Source organism: Rhodococcus sp. MEB032, from assembly GCF_030208925.1.
Lineage (GTDB): Bacteria > Actinomycetota > Actinomycetes > Mycobacteriales > Mycobacteriaceae > Rhodococcus_F > Rhodococcus_F qingshengii.
In genome coordinates, this window is record NZ_JARVSY010000012.1 from 132505 (window position 1) to 151393 (window position 18889).

General features: G+C 62.9%; 18 protein-coding genes, 2 tRNA genes and 1 pseudogene. 9 read left to right on the top strand and 12 right to left on the bottom strand.

Translation table 11 applies throughout. The features are described from left to right. Positions 1–60 precede the first annotated feature (60 nt). Positions 61–669 (top strand): annotated as a pseudogene (locus QRN54_RS33610) (DUF6461 domain-containing protein); the annotation flags it as partial. A 169-nt stretch (positions 670–838) separates the two neighbouring features. Then, entirely contained in the window at positions 839–1264 is a 426-nt protein-coding gene (locus QRN54_RS15040; protein ID WP_285182345.1) for a hypothetical protein, read from the top strand. Between the two features lie 73 nt (positions 1265–1337). Here the strand turns inward: QRN54_RS15040 and QRN54_RS15045 are convergent, their stop codons facing one another. The 5 genes from QRN54_RS15045 to QRN54_RS15065 form a co-directional block, all read right to left on the bottom strand. Then, positions 1338–2516 (bottom strand): cation:proton antiporter, encoded by a 1179-nt coding sequence (locus QRN54_RS15045; RefSeq protein ID WP_047271529.1) that lies wholly within the window; start codon positions 2514–2516, stop codon positions 1338–1340. 188 nt (positions 2517–2704) lie between these two features. Next, positions 2705–3166 carry a hypothetical protein gene (locus QRN54_RS15050; RefSeq protein WP_285182346.1) on the bottom strand — a complete coding sequence of 154 codons (462 nt, stop codon included), beginning with the start codon at positions 3164–3166 and terminating at the stop codon, positions 2705–2707. 237 nt (positions 3167–3403) lie between these two features. Next, a tRNA-Arg gene (locus QRN54_RS15055) sits at positions 3404–3476 on the bottom strand. A gap of 82 nt (positions 3477–3558) precedes the next feature. Next, positions 3559–3650: transfer RNA gene (locus QRN54_RS15060), tRNA-Ser, on the bottom strand. A gap of 96 nt (positions 3651–3746) precedes the next feature. Further along, entirely contained in the window at positions 3747–4466 is a 720-nt protein-coding gene (locus tag QRN54_RS15065) for a dienelactone hydrolase family protein (RefSeq protein WP_003943860.1), read from the bottom strand. A 61-nt stretch (positions 4467–4527) separates the two neighbouring features. Here QRN54_RS15065 and hisC point away from each other — a divergent pair, with 61 nt between their 5' ends. The 3 genes from hisC to QRN54_RS15080 all read left to right on the top strand — a co-directional run bounded on the left by hisC (position 4528) and on the right by QRN54_RS15080 (position 8306). After that, positions 4528–5604, top strand: coding sequence for a histidinol-phosphate transaminase (gene hisC / locus QRN54_RS15070; RefSeq protein ID WP_285182347.1), 1077 nt, complete (start codon positions 4528–4530; stop codon positions 5602–5604). 100 nt (positions 5605–5704) lie between these two features. Then, complete coding sequence (locus tag QRN54_RS15075) at positions 5705–7399, top strand: bifunctional metallophosphatase/5'-nucleotidase (protein WP_285182348.1); 1695 nt, start codon at positions 5705–5707, stop codon at positions 7397–7399. A gap of 37 nt (positions 7400–7436) precedes the next feature. Then, positions 7437–8306 carry an MYG1 family protein gene (locus QRN54_RS15080; RefSeq protein ID WP_003943978.1) on the top strand — a complete coding sequence of 290 codons (870 nt, stop codon included), beginning with the start codon at positions 7437–7439 and terminating at the stop codon, positions 8304–8306. A gap of 8 nt (positions 8307–8314) precedes the next feature. On the opposite strand, the gene QRN54_RS15085 is transcribed toward QRN54_RS15080, so the two are convergent. Then, positions 8315–9325 (bottom strand): alpha/beta hydrolase, encoded by a 1011-nt coding sequence (locus QRN54_RS15085; RefSeq protein ID WP_502944053.1) that lies wholly within the window; start codon positions 9323–9325, stop codon positions 8315–8317. Positions 9326–9724: 399 nt separating this feature from the next. Here QRN54_RS15085 and QRN54_RS15090 point away from each other — a divergent pair, with 399 nt between their 5' ends. The 4 genes from QRN54_RS15090 to QRN54_RS15105 all read left to right on the top strand — a co-directional run bounded on the left by QRN54_RS15090 (position 9725) and on the right by QRN54_RS15105 (position 12838). Next, complete coding sequence (locus QRN54_RS15090) at positions 9725–10345, top strand: LysE family translocator (protein ID WP_007731691.1); 621 nt, start codon at positions 9725–9727, stop codon at positions 10343–10345. Between the two features lie 25 nt (positions 10346–10370). Further along, positions 10371–10775 carry a DUF4259 domain-containing protein gene (locus QRN54_RS15095; protein WP_042447698.1) on the top strand — a complete coding sequence of 135 codons (405 nt, stop codon included), beginning with the start codon at positions 10371–10373 and terminating at the stop codon, positions 10773–10775. Between the two features lie 160 nt (positions 10776–10935). Then, positions 10936–12144 carry an aspartate transaminase gene (locus QRN54_RS15100; RefSeq protein WP_285182349.1) on the top strand — a complete coding sequence of 403 codons (1209 nt, stop codon included), beginning with the start codon at positions 10936–10938 and terminating at the stop codon, positions 12142–12144. A 25-nt stretch (positions 12145–12169) separates the two neighbouring features. Continuing rightward, positions 12170–12838 carry a 4-carboxy-4-hydroxy-2-oxoadipate aldolase/oxaloacetate decarboxylase gene (locus QRN54_RS15105; RefSeq protein WP_285182350.1) on the top strand — a complete coding sequence of 223 codons (669 nt, stop codon included), beginning with the start codon at positions 12170–12172 and terminating at the stop codon, positions 12836–12838. A 59-nt stretch (positions 12839–12897) separates the two neighbouring features. On the opposite strand, the gene QRN54_RS15110 is transcribed toward QRN54_RS15105, so the two are convergent. The 6 genes from QRN54_RS15110 to QRN54_RS15135 form a co-directional block, all read right to left on the bottom strand. Beyond that, entirely contained in the window at positions 12898–13941 is a 1044-nt protein-coding gene (locus QRN54_RS15110; protein WP_054827404.1) for an L-idonate 5-dehydrogenase, read from the bottom strand. Between the two features lie 11 nt (positions 13942–13952). Beyond that, positions 13953–14708 carry an SDR family oxidoreductase gene (locus QRN54_RS15115; RefSeq protein WP_007731698.1) on the bottom strand — a complete coding sequence of 252 codons (756 nt, stop codon included), beginning with the start codon at positions 14706–14708 and terminating at the stop codon, positions 13953–13955. Positions 14709–14803: 95 nt separating this feature from the next. Continuing rightward, positions 14804–16138 (bottom strand): MFS transporter, encoded by a 1335-nt coding sequence (locus tag QRN54_RS15120; RefSeq protein ID WP_047271513.1) that lies wholly within the window; start codon positions 16136–16138, stop codon positions 14804–14806. After that, positions 16135–17208 (bottom strand): 5-oxoprolinase subunit C family protein, encoded by a 1074-nt coding sequence (locus QRN54_RS15125; RefSeq protein ID WP_285182351.1) that lies wholly within the window; start codon positions 17206–17208, stop codon positions 16135–16137. Before QRN54_RS15125 ends, QRN54_RS15120 begins: the two co-directional genes overlap by 4 nt. Next, positions 17201–17908 carry a 5-oxoprolinase subunit B family protein gene (locus QRN54_RS15130; RefSeq protein ID WP_172403470.1) on the bottom strand — a complete coding sequence of 236 codons (708 nt, stop codon included), beginning with the start codon at positions 17906–17908 and terminating at the stop codon, positions 17201–17203. Before QRN54_RS15130 ends, QRN54_RS15125 begins: the two co-directional genes overlap by 8 nt. After that, positions 17905–18708, bottom strand: a complete 804-nt coding sequence (locus QRN54_RS15135) for a LamB/YcsF family protein (protein WP_285182352.1) — start codon at positions 18706–18708, stop codon at positions 17905–17907. The genes QRN54_RS15130 and QRN54_RS15135 overlap by 4 nt, the downstream gene beginning before the upstream one ends. Between the last annotated feature and the right edge of the window lie 181 nt (positions 18709–18889).

An 18889-nucleotide genomic window follows, 5' to 3' on the forward strand; every position in this document is an offset into this window, starting at 1 on the left:
TGCTGTGCGCTCGATGGAGTTCGGCATTCGTCGGGTATCGATCTGTGGAAGCGTGCGAGTGTGCCTACCTATCACGACTATGTGTGGATTCAGCAGTACCTCAACACGAGCCTGTCTCTCGGGTACTGCGCTGCACTCATCCCTCGGTCCACTCCCGCACAGGTGTTGAGTGCCCTCGGCGCCGACGAGAACACACAATCGGAGGCAATCGGGATCGCCGAACTCGGCGAGGTGATGTCCGATCTCACTGAACAGCTCGAGACAGCCGGGGCTGGGCAGGTAGTCGCAGTCGCGGCGGTGGGCGACGACAGCACACTGTTGATGCAGATCAACGGCGGTTCCTTCACTATCTCCGAAGAATTGATGCGGCCCCTTCTATCCGATCGCGAGGTGGCTTCGCACTATCTCAGCGTCAATGCCGACAGCCAGTTCATCTGGTGGTCGAACGGCACACGCGTGGCTGAATTCGAACTCTTCGGATCCAGCCCGGTGGTCGGGGACGATCGGATGGTGGATTTGATTCTCGATGTCGGCGGAATCGGAATCGACGATGACGCCCAAGGCTATGCAGGTGAGCATGCGTTGGAGGGCGCCTTTGCTCTCGCCGAGCAGATCACCGGCGTCGCAGTCCCCGCCTCGCTATTCGTGGAAGGCCAATTTATGGTGGCCGTTGTCCCCAAGTCAGGACAGTCCCCCTCGGCAGATGTGCCATCTGAGGCTTCTCCGCGAAAGTCGCCCCCCTGCGTGGAGCGAGGTAGCGCGACGTTACAAAGCGGCGGAACGGATTCCGCTACATGGGGTGATGTTCCGCGGGCGACCCCCCGGCGGTCGTCCCTCCGTGCGACTCGAATTCTGGTTCAAGCCGCGCACCTGCATCCGTCTCGAAGACGAGCAGGGAGTGCTGTTTCTGCAGAACCGACAGAAGCAGACGTGGTTCCGCACCGACGGGGTCCTCGAACGACGAAACGGCGGATACAGTCTCGACATCCATATCGAACAACTTCTCCAGATACACAGAACCTGGCCGTACACACCTTTCGCCGACCTACGCCCACCCGACACGACAGGGCGGGAAGTAGAGGTCGACGGGCGGAGAGCGTGGGAATTCGCGATGCCACCGGATTGGGCCGGCCGTGATGCCACGGTGGCGTTCGACGCGGAAACCGGGATCCCTCTGCGGTGGGCGGACCGAACGGGCAGCCATGAGATATCGGCGCTGGAAACCGGTATCGACGTCGACGACGGCTTTTTCTCCGGCCCCTGATAATCGAAGCAAGCGAGGCGTCTGACTGATCAGCGGATGTTCGACTGGCTCGACGAGCAGTTGGATCTCTGAATCAGGACACTTTCTCTTTCTTCGTCAACAGAGTGGCAATCATCGGCAACAGCAGAACCGTGATCGCCCCGGCCGCGACAAGAATCGACGCGTTGTCCGAGGACATCTGATGCGCGTCGACGGCCGCGCCCGTGACCGCCACGATCATGGGCAGGCCGGTAGCCCCGTACAACGCGACTTGCGCACTTTCGCGCGTGGTGAAGGGTGGTTCGACCTTCTCGAACTTGGTCACGAAGAACACCGGCACGCCGCGGACTACAACGATCAGGATCAAAAACGCAATCAGTATGCCGGGACTGGCGGCGACCGCCGAGACGTCGATCGCCATGCCTGAAGTGATGAAGAAAATCGGGATGAGGAACCCGAAGGCGATCCCGTCGAGCTTGATCTCGAGGCGCTCGTCGCCCTCTGGCATCAGTCGCCGCAGGATGAAGCCGGCGGCAAATGCACCGAGAATGACGTCGAGTGAGAACACGGCCGACAGCACTCCGAGGCTGACCAACAACAGAACGGTGAGGCGGACCGTCGTCTGCGCCGTCGTGTCCGCCCCTGCCCGCACCAGGCGATGTGTCCACGAGCCTTCGTGAATCAGCTTGCCGGGCAGCACCGCAACGATGACAGCGATCAAGGCGAAGACGGCAAGAACGATCAGCGACAGCACGGCACCACGGGCACTCAGCAGCACCGCCATCGCGACGACCGGCCCGAGCTCGCCGACGGCCCCGTGGTTGAGGACGGTCTTACCCAAGCGTGTGTCGAGGAGTTTGTTGTCCTTGAGGATCGGCAGCAGCGTGCCCAGAGCGGTCGACGTCATCGCGATGGCAACAGCGGCTTCGGCGGAGATCACGTTCCTCATGCCAAGCAGCGCGACCACCGTGAACGCCAGCGCGAGGCAGAACAGCCACGTGTAGAGCGCTCGACGTCCGCCGCGCCCACTGAGTTCCTGTCGGTCGATCTCGTAGCCGGCGAGCAGGAACAGCATGCCGAGGCCGAGTTCGCGCAGGATGCCGATCGCTTCGCTGTCAGCTGCGATGTTGAGGGCGAACGGCCCGACCACTGCGCCCGCGACCAGTAGCAACACCACTTCGGGAACCAGTCGACGCGGGATCAGGCCCGCGACTATCGGCGCGATGGCCGCGATCAGCGCGATCCAGAACAGCGATGAGGCAATTGAAGGCACGGATCATTATCGGACATAGGTGACAAATCTGCGTTCAGTACAGGTACTTGCGGTACGCCTCTTGTCTGGCAGGTTCGAGGTCCTCGACGCGCAGGCTATGTTGCTCGGCCATCATGTCGCGCAGACTCGGCACCTCATCGGATGCCGGCCACGTCGACAGATCCCACAACTTCGCCCGCAGGATCGGCCTAGCAGTCGTCGTCGTACCAAGAACCGTTGATGTAACTCCATGTCCCCGGCGTCATCGGACTCTTGCCGTCCGGAGCCTTGATGACAACGGTCGCTACCGAGTCACCGTTCATGTTGATCAGATACTCGGGCGTCCCGCTGAAATCCCGATCCGCGTACGCGTCGTCGAGCGCTGCCACAAACTCTTCAACCGAGTATTGAACCTGGCAACGAGGCGAACTGAAATCATAGATCCCAGCCCAGTCCGCACTCTGCGCGAGTGCCCACTGCTCGTCCAGCGCGGCCTCCAAGCCCTCCTGCGTTTGATCGCCACGCTGCGGTGCGGACTCAATCGTCGTCGCTGCGGATGACGAGGCCGACTGCGTCGATGAAACTACAACAGTGTCGGACTTACCCGAACACCCAACTAGAGCTCCGACCGCAACACCAATCACGAGCACAACCGAGATAGTCCGATTCATCAGCAATGCATACCAGACCGATCGGACCGCTAAATGGCGATTTGGCGCAGTCCCGAGAGTCGCGAGCCGCCCGCCCGAGACACCGCGGCGCGATACGAGGATCGAGAACGTCAATTCGGAGGTCAGGTCTGGTCAGCCGCCAAACGGGTCAAGATGTGACCAACGTCGCCATGAAAGGACACTTGCATACAAGAAAGCCCCTCACCGGCATCTCTACTGGTGAGGGGCTTCCTTTTGTGCGCCCGAAGGGATTCGAACCCCTAACCTCTTGATCCGTAGTCAAGTGCTCTATCCGTTGAGCTACGGGCGCATGTTCTGTTGTCTTGCTGGTCTTGCGTGTCTTACCGTCGTAATTTCTATCATTTCTAACCCGCCGGTCAAAATCACCGGCTTGGCGGAGGCGAGAGGATTTGAACCTCCGGTCCCTCGTAAAAGGGACAACTCATTAGCAGTGAGTCCCATTCGGCCGCTCTGGCACGCCTCCCTGGGGGTTCCGATCCTTTCGGACCGCCGGATCGAAAGATTACACACCCTTCGCCACCAAAGGCAAAACGTGTGGTCAGCGGACTGTTTTGTGGACTTACCGCAGGTGGCTGTCGAACCAGTCGAAGATCCGGGTCTGAGCTTCGATGATCGAGGCCGAATCAGGGTCGTCGAGGTCAGCGTCCTCGGACAGCTGTGGCGGCTCGTCCGCCCGGTGAGCCAGTCCGGCGTAGCTGACCACCAGTGTCGCGACGTCGGCCTTCGCGGTCGCTTCCCGGAGCAGAGTCACGTGTTCGCGAGGCGTGCTGGGATCGTCCTCGCCGTACAGCGCCAGCCACGGCGCCTGCAGGGAAGTGGCCGCGTCGACAAGCGCCTGAGCATCCACCGACAAGGCTTCGACGATTCCCCGGGCGGCGACGCTCACCGCGGCGCCGACGGGACGGCTGGTGGCCACGAGCATCGCGGCGGTACCGGCGTCGTCGAATCCGAGCACCCCGATGGTGTCTGCGAGAACTTCGCGTCCGACGAGCCAATCGAGGGTCGCGTCGAAGTCGGCGAAGAGGTTGTCACCGAACACCTCACCCTGCATGTGTTCGGGTTCGCGGTGAAACAGGTGAGGTGCGACGCTCACCCACCCTTCGCCGGCAAGCGCGCACATCAGATTCAGCAGAGCCGGGCTGAACTTCCGGGCTTCATGCAGGACGACGATCCCGCCCCTCGTCGGGCCGTCCGGCTCCACCACGGTCAGCGGAACAGCCGTGGCGACCTCCCCTTCGGCTCCGCGCAGATACGCGGTGGCTCGGAAGATTTCCGACATCTTCTAACTCTGACACGCAGACGGCCGCTACGCACCAAATCAGTGCGCGCATAATCGACTCGTGACCGCACACATTCGCCCTGACCTCGCCTCCATCCCCGCCTACGTTCCCGGACGCAATTTTCCGGGTGCGATCAAGCTGGCGAGCAACGAAACGACCGTAGGGCCGTTGCCCGGTGTGCGTGACGCCGTCGCCGACGCGGTCGCCAATGCCAACCGCTACCCGGACAATGCCGCGGTTGCACTCATCGAGGCGCTGGCCGCCTTCCTGAAAGTCGAGCCGGCCAACGTCGCCGCTGGTTGCGGCTCCGTGACGCTGTGCCAGGAACTCGTGCAGATCACGTGCGATCAGGGTGACGAGGTCATCTACGCGTGGCGTTCGTTCGAGGCGTACCCCGTGGTCACCCAGGTCGGCCATGCCGTCTCGGTCAAGGTTCCGCTGACCGAGGACTTCGGCCACGACCTCGACGCGATGCTGGCCGCGATCACGGATCGCACGCGGTTGATCTTCGTATGCAACCCCAACAACCCGACCGGCAATGCACTGTCGAAGGCAGAGCTCGAGAGCTTCCTCGACGCGGTCCCGGCGCACGTCGTCGTCGCACTCGACGAGGCGTACTTCGAATACTCACGCTCGGACGCCGACGGCATCGAGCTGTTCCGCGGCCGCCCCAACGTGGTTGTTCTGCGCACCTTCTCGAAGGCGTACGGCCTCGCGGGAATCCGCGTGGGTTACGCGGTCGCGGATCCGGAGATCATCGTGGCCCTCGGCAAGGTGCACACCCCGTTCACCGTGAGCGCTGTTGCGCAGGCCGCCGCAATCGCTTCCCTGGCTGCAGCAGACGAACTGCTTGCCCGCACCGAAGGTGTCATCGCCGAGCGGACGCGAGTTCGAACCGCTCTGATCGAAGCCGGGTACACCGTCCCCGAGTCGTCGGCGAACTTCGTCTATCTCCCCCTCGGAGAACTCTCTCCCGCTTTTGCCGAGGCGAGTACCGAAGCGGGCATTCTGATCCGCCAGTACGGCGTCGAGGGCGTCCGGATGACCATCGGCGATCCACACGAGAACGACGCATTCCTCGCTTTCGCTGACACCGACGTCGCGAAGCAGGCCGCGGGCATCGGCGTCACCGCGTGACACTCGATACATAACTGTTACGCCGAGGACTGGAATTCGTTTCGGCAGACGGGCACACTCAGGGAGGTTCGAGGCCGGTCCGAGTGAGGGAGCACGACGCATGACGCGACGCATGACACGAACGTGTGCCGTGCTCGCAACGACCCTTCTCGCCACCACCGCGACCTCCCTGAGTGGCGTCGCCAACGCAGAGTCCCAGGACACGGTGTCGGTACGTCTGTTGGCGTTCAACGATCTGCACGGCAGTCTCCGCCCGCCGGAAGGTGTTCGCAGCGAGATCAGGCAGGCCGACGGCTCTCTCACCCCCGCAGGTGGCGCGGCGTATCTCGCGGCCTACGTGACGCAACTTCGCAGCCAAGCCACCAACTCGCTGCTGTATTCGGTCGGTGACAACTGGGGATCGTCGGCGCTCGAGTCGGCGATGTTCAACGACGAACCGACGGTCGAACTCCTGAACCGGATGAAGATCGACGCCTCCGCGATCGGCAACCACGAACTGGACAAGGGACTCGCCGAGTTCCGACGCATGCAGTCCGGCGGTTGCTCCGCCGTCGATGCGTGCACGTTCAGTCCGTCCTTCGACGGCGCCAACTTCCCACTGATGGCCGCGAACATGACGTACACCAACGGCACCCCGGCCACGCTGCCCTTCACCGTGAACATGGTCGACGGCATTCCGCTCGGAGTCATCGCGATATCCCCCGCCAACACGTCGCAGATCGTGACACCAGGCGGAATCGCCGATCTGCAGTTCGGCGACGAGGTCGAAGCGATCAACCGCACCGCCGACGTCCTCGACTTCTTCGGCGTCAAAGCCATCACCGTCCTCCTGCACCGTGGGGACGAACCGGCCGTCGAAGGTGGGCCCAACGACTGCAACGTCGAGTCCGGGCCGGCCCGCGACATCGCCCTCCGTGCGTCACCGAAGGTGGACGTCATCTTCACCGCCGACAGCCACCAGCAGTACAACTGCGAATTCCCTGATCCCGCAGGCAATCCCAGAGTCGTGATGCAGGGCGCTTCGCACGGCCGGATCGTGTCCGTCGCAGACGTCACCATCGATCGCAACACACGCGAGGTTGTTCGCGATCAGACGTCCGCGTTCAATCAGATAGTGACACACGATATTTCGCCGGATCCCGATATTCAGGCTCTCGCCGACCGGGCCTGGTCGGAGGCGTCGGACAGCGCTCAGCGGCCGGTGGGGACCATTACCGCCGATCTGACACGCGACCGCGTCCCCAGCGGCGAATCGACACTCGGCAACCTGGTCGCCGACGCTCAACTCGCCGCCGGATCGACACGAGGCGCCCAACTAGCGTTGACGAACCCCGGCGGCATGCGCGAGGACTTGGACTTCGGCACTTCCGGCCAGGTCACCTACCGCCAGGCCTACGGTGTTCAGCCATTCGGTAACAGCCTCGAGGTGCTCTCCGTCACAGGAGCGGTGTTGAAGGACGCTCTCGAACAGCAATTCCAGATCGACCTCGACGGCACCGCTACCGAGCGCATCCTCTCCCCGTCCGCGGGCTTCACCTACGCCATGGACCGGCGAGCAGCGCCGGGTAAGCGGATCTCGGAAATGCGCCTGAACGGGCAGGACATCGCGCCCGACGCCGTCTACAGCGTCGTGGTGAACAAGTTCCTCGCCGAGGGCGGGGACGGTTTCACCGCACTGAAGAACTCCACCCAGATGACCGGTGCGGGCAACGACCTCGACGCCTTGACCGCCCTGTTCGCAGCCGGGTCGCCGGTCTCGCCACCTGCCACCGACCGCATCCGCACCATCGGCTGACTAGGCATCCCCGCGCTCGATTGCCTAGTCTCGACGGGTGATCATCGCGACCCATAACGGCAAGTTCCATGCAGACGACGTCTTCGGCGTATCGCTGCTCAAGCAGCTGTACCCCGACGCCACCGTCGTTCGCAGCCGTGACGAGTCCGTCCTCGACAGCGCGGACATCGTGCTCGACGTCGGCGGTCGCTACAACCCGGCTGAGGGGCGCTTCGACCATCACCAGCGTGATGCCGGCGAGCGCAGCAACGGCATCCTGTACTCCGCCTTCGGTCTGCTCTGGCAGGAATACGGCCTGCAGTTCTGTGAAGGCGACGCCTCCGTGTTCCGCCGTATCGACAGCCGACTGGTCGAGGGCATCGACGCCGTCGACAACGGCCAAGAGATCTACACCCTCAACGACTACGGCACCAAGCCTTTTGATCTGTCGTCCGTGCTGGACCTTTTCAATCCGATCTCGTCCACCGACGAGGAGTTCGACACCCAGTTCGAGCTGGCCGTCGTTCTCGCAACCCAGGTCTTGATTCGCCTGCGCGCCAAGTATGCCGGCGACGCGGCGGCCGAGCGCGAGTTCACCGAGACCTACGAAAAAGCAACGGATCCGCGCTTCGTCGTGCTGGAACGCTTCGTTCCCCACGGCCGCGCCGCGTCGGCCCAGCCAGAGCTGCTGTTCACCATCTTCCCGAACACCAACGGCGGCTGGTCGATTCAGACGGTCAAGCCTGCTGACTCCAAGTTCGGTTCACGAAAGCTGTTGCCGGAGCCGTGGCGCGGCCTGAACGGCTCGGATCTTGCCGCCCAGACGGGCGTCGACAGTTCGGTCTTCTGCCACAAGGCCGGGTTCATCGCGGCTGCGCAGACCCGTGACGGCGCCCTCCAATTGCTCGAACTGGCACTGGCCGAGTAGTTCTCAGCTCACATTCCCAGCGCCGTCTTCACCGTCGGCCAGGAATCGTGAAGCGCGTCTTGCCAGTACGGCCACGAATGGGTGCCGTCGTTCCGATACGCGAACACTGCGGGAATCGACAACTCCCCCAACCTCGCTTCGAACAGTTGTGTGCACGTATTAGCGAGCGCCTCGAGCGGTCCGCCTTCGATGGCAGTCTGCAGTCCACTCGGGGTGAAGACGTTGTCGTATTCTCCGGGCGCACCTGTACCGGAGGACACGTAGATCGTCTTCCCACGCAGCGTTTCCGCGTTGGTGGACGGGTCGTGCTTTTGCCAGTCGGGGTCCGACGCCGGGCCCCACATGTTGGTGGCGTCGCCCGCCTTGCTGGCCACGGTGAGCCGCACGGAATCCTGCGAGGACGATTCGGAGTTGTCGAGACAGCCACTGTACGAGGCCAATCCGGTATAGAGCTTCGGGTGATGTGTGATGAGGTTGGCCGCGCCGAGCGCACCCATGGACACCCCGCCGACCACATTCGTCCCATTTCCGGAAAACGCAGAATCGATCAACGCCGGAAGCTCTTCAGCGAGAAACGATTCCCACTTGTTCACACCGAGGTTCGGATCGTCGTTCTTCCAGTTGGTGTAGAAACTGCCGGTACCGCCAACAGGGAGAACGACGTTGACGTTCTTGTCGGCGAAAAACGCTTCGATGTCGGTCTTTTGAGTCCAGGTGCTTTCGGAGTATCCGGATTCCGAACCGGCACTGACGCCGTCGAGTAGGTAGAAGGACGGACGCGAACCGGCACTCGACGCTGGATGCAGAACCTGCACTTGCACCTCGCGCCGCATGGCCGGCGACTCGACGAAGACGGCACTGCGTGTGGGCGACGACTGCTCGATGCGATTGATATGAGCCCCGGCCTGACCGGCCGAATCTCCTGGCGGGTTTTCAGGTGCCGGTTCGGCATACGCCACTCCGCCCACGACAAGCGCGAGCACGACCAACACAATCCCGACAAACCCAAATCTCCGCATCCGTCAAGCGCCCCCTGAGCATCGCACGACTACCGCTGACTCTCGATTGGACAGGACGAACGTCCCGGGGTCAACCCACTGGTTGGGATTTATTACTCGCGGGTATCCAATGGAGTTGGACCGTTCTCCACCGATGCACACACAGGTGTGGATAACTTCATTCACATCCGCTTCCCAGTTGTGCATAACCTGTGGACAAAAGGATGAATTACAACATAGTTATTCCTTCTACCTGCAACGATTCGTTTCCCCACAGTGTGCATAACTTTGTCGAACAGGGCTCGCGAGACGCCGGTTTCCGGGCGTGTCCATGCAGTTCACACCGCCGCGCCACTCTTTGTTCACAGGCCCGACACCACCGGCCGACAATGCTCCCCACCCCGACTTCATACTTGTTGCATGCTGACCGCTCTGCTCGCCGCCACAGCTGTGCTCGCCCTACTGACTCTGGTCCCCGGGCCCGACATGGCCGTCGTGACGCAGGCTGCTCTCGGCGCGGGCAGATCCGCCGGTTTCCGGGTAGCTGCCGGCATCGTCTCGGGCCTTCTGGTGTGGGGTCTGTTGACCGTCCTCGGGCTGTCGGCGATCCTGGCCGCGTCGGCGGAGGCGTACACCGTCGTCAAGCTCGCCGGCGCGGCTTACCTGATCTATCTCGGTGTGCGAGCACTGTGGGAGAGCCGGACGTCGCGGATGCAACACAATGCCGACGCTCCACGATCGCAGAAGGCCGGGACATGGAAGACGGGCTTCACCACCAACCTGCTCAACCCCAAGATCGCCGTCTTCTACACCGGACTGTTGCCGCAGTTGGTTCCGGCCGGGTGGCCGACGGGACCGTCGCTTGCATTGCTGGTGCTCATCCACGCAGCCATCACCATCGTGTGGCTCAGTGGCTACGTGGTCCTTCTCTCGCGAGCGCGTAGCACCTTCGAAAAGCCCCGAGTGCGACAGGCACTCGAGCGCATAACCGGAACAGTTCTTCTAGGATTCGGAGCGAAGATCGCGCTCGAAGCGCGCTGACACGGCAATCGGAAAAGAGTAGACAGTGGGCGCGTGGGGATCGGGACCGTTCGAGAACGACGGTGCAGGGGATTTGATCGCGTCCATCGGGCACGGTGATTTCACCTTCGAATCGGTGAAGTGGGCATTCGAAGACGACTACCTCGAGGTCGACGGCGGTCAAATCGCCGTCGCCTTGCTCGAATTGGTACTGATCGTGCGTGCCGACCGCAAGCGTGACCCTGCCACCCAAGACCTCGATCTCGACTCCTTCACCTCGGCTCTGACCAGTGAACGGCTCACCTGGCTGATCGAAATGGTGGAGCGCACCATCGCATCGACCGATTCGGAACTGTTCGAGCTGTGGGACGAGCAGGGACCGGAAGAGCTTGCGTCGTGGCGCGTTCCCGTCGTGGACGGTCTCGAGGATCTGCGCGTTCTGTCGGTCTGATTCCGTCGCCGCTCCATCACGTTTGCTTATCGGGCCACAACGGTTCGGTCTTGGTCAGATGCCCTGGTAGGACCCTATGGTCGAACGGATCACCGAGTGAGAACTGTGGCTCGTCGACGACGGGAATCCACGCTCACCCCGGACCCAGGAGCAGACCATCATGGCGACTTTCGTTCCGGCTGCGCGCGTCGACAGAATCAGGGAGTCGCCGAGTGTGGCTGCCGCACAACGAGTGCGCGAGCTGAAGGCCCAGGGCCGTGAAATACTCGACCTGACCGTCGGGGAGCCCGATTTCGACACACCCGACAACATCAAGTCTGCGGCGATCACTGCGATCAACACGGGTCAGACCAAGTACACCGCAGTCAACGGCATCCCGGTTCTACGCGAGGCAATCGCAGCACGCGCGGCTTCGCGAACCGGAATCCAGTACGCGGACAACCAGATCACCGTCGGCGGCGGCGCGAAACAGGTCATCTTCCTCGCTCTCATGGCGACGGTCGAAGCCGGCGTCGAGGTTATCGTTCCCGCCCCTTACTGGGTTTCGTACCCGGATATGGTCCTCGCTCACGACGGAACTCCGGTGATCGTTCAGTGCGAGGAGTCCGACAACTTTCTTCTCACAGCCGAAGCACTATCCGCTGCAATCACTTCGAACACCAAGTGGGTCATCCTCAATGCCCCGGGCAACCCCACCGGATCTGTGTACACCCGCGAGCAGCTGCAGGCCCTCGCCGAAGTGATAGAGGCCAATTCCCATGTCAGTGTGTTGGTCGACGAGATATACGACGAGATCAACTTCGGCGACGCTCCGATCCCGAGTCTGCTGCAGGTCGCTCCGCACCTCCGTGATCAGGTACTGGTCACCAACGGAGTCTCCAAGTCTCATGCCATGACCGGGTGGCGACTCGGATACGGACTCGGAAATTCCGGATTGATCGGCGCCGTCAACAAACTGCAGGGTCAAAGTTCTTCCTGCCCGTCCTCGATCAGCCAGGCCGCAGCCGTGGAAGCCCTTACCGGCGACCAGAGTTTCCTCACCGAATCCGTACGAAGTTACCGACGACGACGCGACCTCTCGGCTCACCTCCTCAGTGTTGTCCCCGGGCTCGAGCCCGTCGTGCCGCAGGGTGCGTTCTACCTGTTCGTCAACTGTGCCGGCTTGATCGGCAAGCAGACCCCGGATGGCACCGTGATCGAGTCCGACCAGGATCTCGTCCTCTATCTCCTCGACGAGGCGTCGGTTGCCACCATTCAGGGTTCGGCTTACGGCGCATCGCCGTACTTCCGTATCTCCTTCGCCACCTCCGAGGCCGTCCTCGAAAAGGCCGCGGCACAGATCGCCGCGGCAGTCGAACGCCTTTCCTGATCTTTCATACTTTCTGGAGTACAAGATGATTCACGTCAAGACGAAAATTGATCGCGCGGACAAGGACCTGATTGCCGAACTGGGGACGTTCTCCGCGGCCACGATTCACGAGGCACAGGGACGTAAGGGGTCGCTGCATCCGGCGATCAAACCGATCGACCGCGACATGAAGTTCTGCGGCTCCGCCTTCACAGTCAAGTGCCATCCCCGTGACAACCTCATGCTGCAGGTTGCGATCAGCTACGCACAGCCGGGTGACGTCCTGATCGTCTCTTCAGGTGATCAAGCCGCCGGCCAGTTCGGCGATGTTCTGGCCAATGCCTGTGTTGCGCGCGGCATTACCGCACTGGTCACCGACGGCGGAGTGCGCGATACCCGGGAGATCCGCGAACTCGGATTCCCCGTCTTCTCCAAGCACGTGTACATCGAGGGAACCGTCAAGGAATCTCTCGGCCCGATCAACCATCCCCTGGTCTTCGGAGAACAGGTCATTTATCCCGGTGACGTCGTCAAGGGTGACTGCGACGGCGTTGTCGTGGTCCGCCGCGAGGAGGTTGCCGAGGCAATCGAACTTTCGCGTGCCCGTGACGAAGCCGAAGCCGGGTACATCGAGCGTTACAAGCGGGGAGGGACCCCACTCGAGGTGAGCAATCTGACTGCTCTGCTGGAAGCCAAGGGCCTGGTGGTCGAATAACCTGCTGTGCGCCTTTATTAACCGCCCGCGGTTAATAAAGGCGCACAGGGTCGAAGGACTCAGAACCGCAACAGCACCTTCCCCGACACCGAAGCATCCTTGGCGACTGCGAAGGCTTCCAGAGCTTCCTCGACCGGATATTCGTGTGTGAGAACAGCATCGACAGCAAGCGAACCGTCGGCGAGGGCGAGCAGCACCTCGTCGATTTCGTCGTTGAAGCGGAATGAGCCCACCAACTCCAACTCTCGCGTGATCGCCAGCGAAATGTGTACCGGTTGAGGTCCGGACGGAAGAAGCCCGAGCATGACCACCCGTCCACCGCGCGTCGCCCCGCGAATAGCGGATTCGAGCCCGCGATGATTGCCGGTGCACTCGACGACCACGTCGGCATCGGATGCGGCGACTGCCTCGGCGTCGGTGGCCTCGAGAACCCGATCCGCACCGAGCGTCGACGCGATCTGCAGCGGAACGTCGTGCACGTCGACCGCGGTGATCGACTGCGCGCCTGCTCGTTTGAGCACAGCCACGACCAGTGCGCCGATGGGTCCGCAGCCGACGACCAGCGCCTTCTTCCCGCGTACGTCTCCCGCTCGCGAAACAGCGTGCCAGGCAACGCTTGCCGGTTCGGCTACCGACGCAGTCCGCAGGTCCAACCCCTCGGGCAGTTCCCGGAGCATGCGTGTCGGGAGCACTGCGTATTTCACGAAGGCGCCCTCGGTGTGTGGGTACTGCGCTGCACTTCCCAGGTATGTGCAGCAGGGCGAGAGGTTGGGCCGATCGCTCGGGAACCGAGGCGCGGTCCCACCGGGCGTTGCGGGGTGTACGGCCACGGAAGTTCCAACTGCCGGCCCCGTTCCGTCCGCCGCGGCCGTCACGACCGTGCCGACCACCTCGTGACCGAGCAGCATCGGCGCCTTCAGAATCGACTCCCCCGCCGCGCCGTGCGTCCAGTAGTGCAGATCTGATCCACACACACCGCCATAAGCGATCTCGATCACTGCCTGCTCGGCGGTCGGCGCAGTCAACGCAACATGCTCGACCCGCAGGTCACCTGCCGCATGGGCCACCACTCCGAGCGTCGTTTCCGGTAGTACAAAACTCATGATGCGCTCTCTCAGTCGTTGCGACGGATGAAGTCGAGGCCACCGGGCACCTGGAAGGTGGGGAGCACCTCGATGAGACCAAGATTGACGTGACCAGGGGCGTCGATCGCGAACTCGATGGTATCCGCGATGTCCTTGGTAGTGATGGATTCGTAGCCTTCGTAGAAGGTCTCCCACGCTTCCTTCATGGCTTCGGGCGTGCCGCCGAGGTTGCGACCGAAGATCTCGGTCTCGACCCGGCCGGGGCAGATCTCGGTCACTCGAATCCGCTTGCCGATGCAGTCGTTTCGCAGCTGGCGCGAAATCTGGTGCACCGCAGCCTTGGTCGCGTGGTAGGCAGTGTGGCCGTAGAAGTTGTACAGGCCGGCGATGGAGCTGATGTTGACGACATGACCTAGATCGCGCTCCACCATTCCCGGCAGCAGAATGCGGCACAGGTGCAGCACCGCACGAAGATTCACGTCCACCATCGCGTCGACCGATGCTTCTTCGGCGTCGAGAATGTTTCCGGTTGCGGACACCCCCGCGTTGTTGACGAGGATGTCGATCTCCAGTCCGCCGACAGCTTCGGCGAGCGCGGCGGTGTCGGTGATGTCCACGGGCAGAGGGATCATTCCGGTGCGATCGGCAACCTCACCGAGCTTGTCGGCATTGCGGGCGACGCCGTAGACCGTCAGTCCGCGCTTGGTGAACATCTCGGTGACGGCGGCACCCATTCCGGTGTTGGCGCCGGTGACGAGAGCTGTGCGGTAATCGGAGAAAGGCATTGTGTGCTCCTACAGGAAGAAATTGGTATGACCCGGCGGCCGCCGCGGACTGCAGGCGGCCACCGGGCCGGATCAGGAGTGACTCACGCGAGAAGTCACAGAGTGTCGCGTAGCGGAACGTGGGCGCGATCGGTGATGGTGCTGACCGCGATCAGCGTGCCGATTGCAGTGATGACCGCGTAGAAGGCGGGAACGTAGATACCGAATTCGGGGATCAACCAGGTCATCAACAACGGTGCGGTACCACCGAAGAGTGCGGACGAGATGTTGTAACCCAAACCGTAGGCGGAGTAGCGAACCCGCGTGGGGAACAGTTCGACGATCAGGATGTGGATGACGGCTGTGTGCCCGGCGAAGATCACTGCCATGAGGCAGGCACCGAGAACGGCGAGGCCGACGTTGCCGGTCACGATCATGGCATAGCAGGGGATCGCTCCGATCGCCATTGCCGCAGCTGCACCGGCGATGACCTTCTTGCGACCGATCCGGTCGGAGAGAGCACCCATGAACGGAATCGCGAAGCAGATCGCGACCAGGCTGGATGCGGTGACGAGAAGCGCTGTCCCGGTCGAGAATCCGATCTGATCGCCTTTGAGGAACGTGGGCATGTACGAGAACAGAACGTAGTAGCCGGAACCATTCATCAAGGGGATGAACAGGGCGAGGATCATGGCGCGACGGTGTTCGGGAGTGGAGAATGCTTCCTTGAGCGGATTGCGCGACAAACCGCCGGATTCCTTGAGCCGCTCGAAGTTCGGGGTATCGGAGATCGCGCGGCGGATGTACCAGCCGATGATTCCCATCGGAATGGCCATGAGGAACGGGATGCGCCACGCCCACGATGCGAGTCCGCCGCCGTTGATCGCGTCGGCGTTGAGCCACGGCGACATGGCAAACGCGATCATCGTTCCGGTCAGCAGTGCGAGGAACGACGCGATCTGCGCGTAGCTCGTGATCAAGCCGCGCTTGCCTTCCGGGGCGTGTTCGGCGAGGAACGTCATGGCGCCGGCAGCTTCACCACCGACGGAGAATCCCTGCACGATCCGCAGAAAGATCAGCAGTGCCGGTGCCGCGATACCGATGGCCGCGTAGGTGGGCAGCAAGCCGATACCGGCGGTCGCCACGCTGATCAGCATGATGACGAACACCAACATCTTCTGTCGACCGATCCGGTCGCCGAGGATGCCGCAGACCACCGCGCCGAGGGGTCGAACGAAGAACGAGACCGCGTAACCGGCGAACACCAGCATCAGCGCGTCGCTCGACTTTGATACGTCGAAGAACACGATGGCCAGTGCCGTCGCCATGAACGCGAAGACACCGTTGTCGTAGAGCTCGACGAAGATGCCGACGCAGCCCGCTGCGACGACTTTCCGGACCTTGCGCGGGTCGGCTACCTGGCCGTCTACCGCTTCGATGGTGTTGGTCATGCTGTCTCCAAAATAGACGCGCGGCGCGGAGCGCTCGCGGGGCGTGTGGTGCCGACGTGGCTCGGTACTCGGGCTTCCGAGGTGTGAAGAGGTATCCGGAGGGTGGTGAATACGTTCTCCACACGCCGCCTCAGCAAGGCGATGCGGTGCTGCTGTTCGCGGTGCTCTGCAACCGCCGTTGCGACGCTGCAGTTCCGGAATCGGACGCGGTGCCCGGGTTGGGCCTGTCCCAGCTGTGAGAGTGAAACGGTGGTGACGACTGCCAGCACCGGATAACCGGCGGTGACGCCTCTACCTCGATGCAGGACCAGAAGTTCGTTGCCAGCGGGTACTTCGACGGCACCGATGGGGACGCCGCGCGAGAGGACCTCGCCGGTGCCGGTGCGCTGTGGGAGCGGCTGCTCATCGGTAGATGCCAGCCGAAGCCCGATGTGATTACTCTGATCGCCCACCACGAATTCGGTGCCGAACAGCGCGGCTGGACTCTCCCCGAAGTCGTCGATGTCGGGGCCGTCGGTCACGTCGAGCGTCCACACGTTGCCGAAGGACGGTCGGTCGGGCAACAACCGGAACAGCGGTAGCCGGAAGACCGGGTGGTCGATCGGCGGGCAGTCGGTGTCGACGACCAGCATCTCCCCCGCGGTCAAGTGACGGCCGAATCCGAGGACCTGGTCGGGAGCGCAGCTGCCCAGGAGGTAGTCGGCCGTCAGCTCTCCGTGGACGGCGACGTAGACGCGCAATCCGTCGTGAATTCCGGTGACGGCAAGCCGCTGACCGGCTCGCCAGACGATCGGTTCCCACTGCGGTTGCCGATGTCCGTCCACCGTCACTGTTGCGGGTGCACCCGTGACGGCGATCAGCAGATCCGTGGACGCCGACGCTGAAAAGTCGAGGGCCGTCAACTCCAGTAGCGGGGCCTCGCGCCTACTACCCACCAACGCGTTGGCGATCTCCGCGCTGATCTGGTCGGCTGCGCCGCCCGTCGCCTGACCGAACTGTGACGCCGATCCACGCCCCAAATCCTGGACGGAGCTGATTCCGGGAGTCAGGACGGTGACGGTCTCAGCCATGGGGATCACCCCCTACGGGCAGGAGCGAGCGTCCGTCGAAGTCGTCCCAGCGATCGGCGTCGATCGCACGGAAGACGAACAGATCGCCCGGGCGGTAGGCAGAAATCTGCTCCGACGCCGGATCGACCAAGATGAGCGGGGTCCGGCCGATCACTGCCCAACCGCCGGGCGCAGGCCTGGCCGAAACGACTGCCTGACGTCCGGCCACCGCAACGGAACCGGCCGCGACGTGCGGTCGCGGGCTCGATCGGCGCGGGATGGGAAGGCCGAACGCCGGGCCGTCGAGCATCGGGGCGCCGCCGGGTGAGCCGTAGCAACGCATGACCAACGGGGCTGCGGAGTGAAGGCGCACCACTTCGGCTTCGGTGACGCCGAGAAACCGCGCTGTATCACCCAGGTCCGGGCCGTGTTCGCCCCCGTAGACGACGGGGATCTCGAACGTCCTAGGTTCACCTTCCAGCGGTCGGGGGATAGTCGTTGCTTCGCGAACCAGGCCGCGGACGGCGTCGTGGTCCGTGAGGAGGTTGTCGAACTCGACCAGCAGGGCGTCGTATGTCGGGATGACGCTGACGATGCCGTCGGCACCGAGATCGAAACGTGCAGCGATCGATCGAACGGTGTTCCAGTTCTGCTCGGCGGTCCCGCCGCTGACACTGACGCGAACGGCGGCGTCACCGCAGTCGGCGACGTAGGTCTTCACGCGGAACACCCGACATCACGGGCCCGCCGTGACGCCACGACCCGGGTCAGCGGCGCAATGGTGACACCGGCGGCCTCGAGCGCGGCGCGAATCGCCTTCGCGTTCGCGACGGCACCGGGGTTGTCACCGTGCACGAGGACCGTATCGGCGACAACCGGGATCAACGTGCCGTCCACAGCTTCGACGACTTCCTCGACCACCATCCGAACGGTCCGCTCGACCAGAACGTCGACGTCGTGAATCCCCGCTCCCGGCTCGCTGCGGGGCACGAGAGTTCCGTCGGAGTTGTATGCGCGATCCGCGATTCCGACGATGCCGACGCTCAATCCGCGGGCAGTCGCCTCGTCGGCCAACGCCCCGTCCTGGGCGAGCACGATCAACGACGGATCGAAGGCCGCGACCGCATCGACGACGGCGCGCGCGTAATCCTGGCGTACGGCAACAAGATTCCCGAGCTTGCCGTGGGGAGCGATGTGCGACAACGACGTTCCGCTCGCGACCGCAAAGGCGTGAAGGGCGCCGAGTTGGAACAGCACGTCGGTTCGGACCTCGTTCTCACTGAGATCCATCGCGCGACGTCCGAATCCGGCGAGGTCCGGAAAACTCGGATGCGCGCCGATGCCGATACCGCGCGATACGCACCCCCGCACGGTCGCATCCATGGTTCGTGGATCGCCTGCATGGAATCCGCAAGCGATGTTGGCCGAAGTCAGCGTGTCGAGCAGAGCATCGTCGGCGCCCATGGTCCACGTGCCGAAACCTTCGCCGAGATCGGCGACAAGATCGATGCTGGTTGCCATTTCGGTCCTTCCGGTTCGTTTACTTGTTCGTACGGGCGCCGTTGCCCGTGGTTGGTCCGACTGTCGAAGTTCTGTGTGTCGACTTCGGTGTTTCTGGGACGCTACTCAGGAACGCCAAAGGGTTGTTAATACCGTTTCGCGTTGGGGTGATCGGAATTCGATATGTCCGTTGAGCTGGTAG

Bases quoted from the DNA above. Each gene is read 5' to 3' on its own strand.
- QRN54_RS15105 (WP_285182350.1), top strand. From the start codon at position 12,170: ATGATTCACGTCAAGACGAAAATTGATCGCGCGGACAAGGACCTGATT.
- QRN54_RS15075 (WP_285182348.1), top strand. From the start codon at position 5,705: ATGACGCGACGCATGACACGAACGTGTGCCGTGCTCGCAACGACCCTT.
- QRN54_RS15120 (WP_047271513.1), bottom strand. From the start codon at position 16,138: ATGACCAACACCATCGAAGCGGTAGACGGCCAGGTAGCCGACCCGCGC.
- QRN54_RS15100 (WP_285182349.1), top strand. From the start codon at position 10,936: ATGGCGACTTTCGTTCCGGCTGCGCGCGTCGACAGAATCAGGGAGTCG.
- QRN54_RS15085 (WP_502944053.1), bottom strand. From the start codon at position 9,325: ATGCGGAGATTTGGGTTTGTCGGGATTGTGTTGGTCGTGCTCGCGCTT.
- QRN54_RS15125 (WP_285182351.1), bottom strand. From the start codon at position 17,208: ATGGCTGAGACCGTCACCGTCCTGACTCCCGGAATCAGCTCCGTCCAG.
- QRN54_RS15110 (WP_054827404.1), bottom strand. From the start codon at position 13,941: ATGAGTTTTGTACTACCGGAAACGACGCTCGGAGTGGTGGCCCATGCG.
- QRN54_RS15135 (WP_285182352.1), bottom strand. From the start codon at position 18,708: ATGGCAACCAGCATCGATCTTGTCGCCGATCTCGGCGAAGGTTTCGGC.
- QRN54_RS15065 (WP_003943860.1), bottom strand. From the start codon at position 4,466: ATGTCGGAAATCTTCCGAGCCACCGCGTATCTGCGCGGAGCCGAAGGG.
- QRN54_RS15090 (WP_007731691.1), top strand. From the start codon at position 9,725: ATGCTGACCGCTCTGCTCGCCGCCACAGCTGTGCTCGCCCTACTGACT.
- QRN54_RS15115 (WP_007731698.1), bottom strand. From the start codon at position 14,708: ATGCCTTTCTCCGATTACCGCACAGCTCTCGTCACCGGCGCCAACACC.
- QRN54_RS15050 (WP_285182346.1), bottom strand. From the start codon at position 3,166: ATGAATCGGACTATCTCGGTTGTGCTCGTGATTGGTGTTGCGGTCGGA.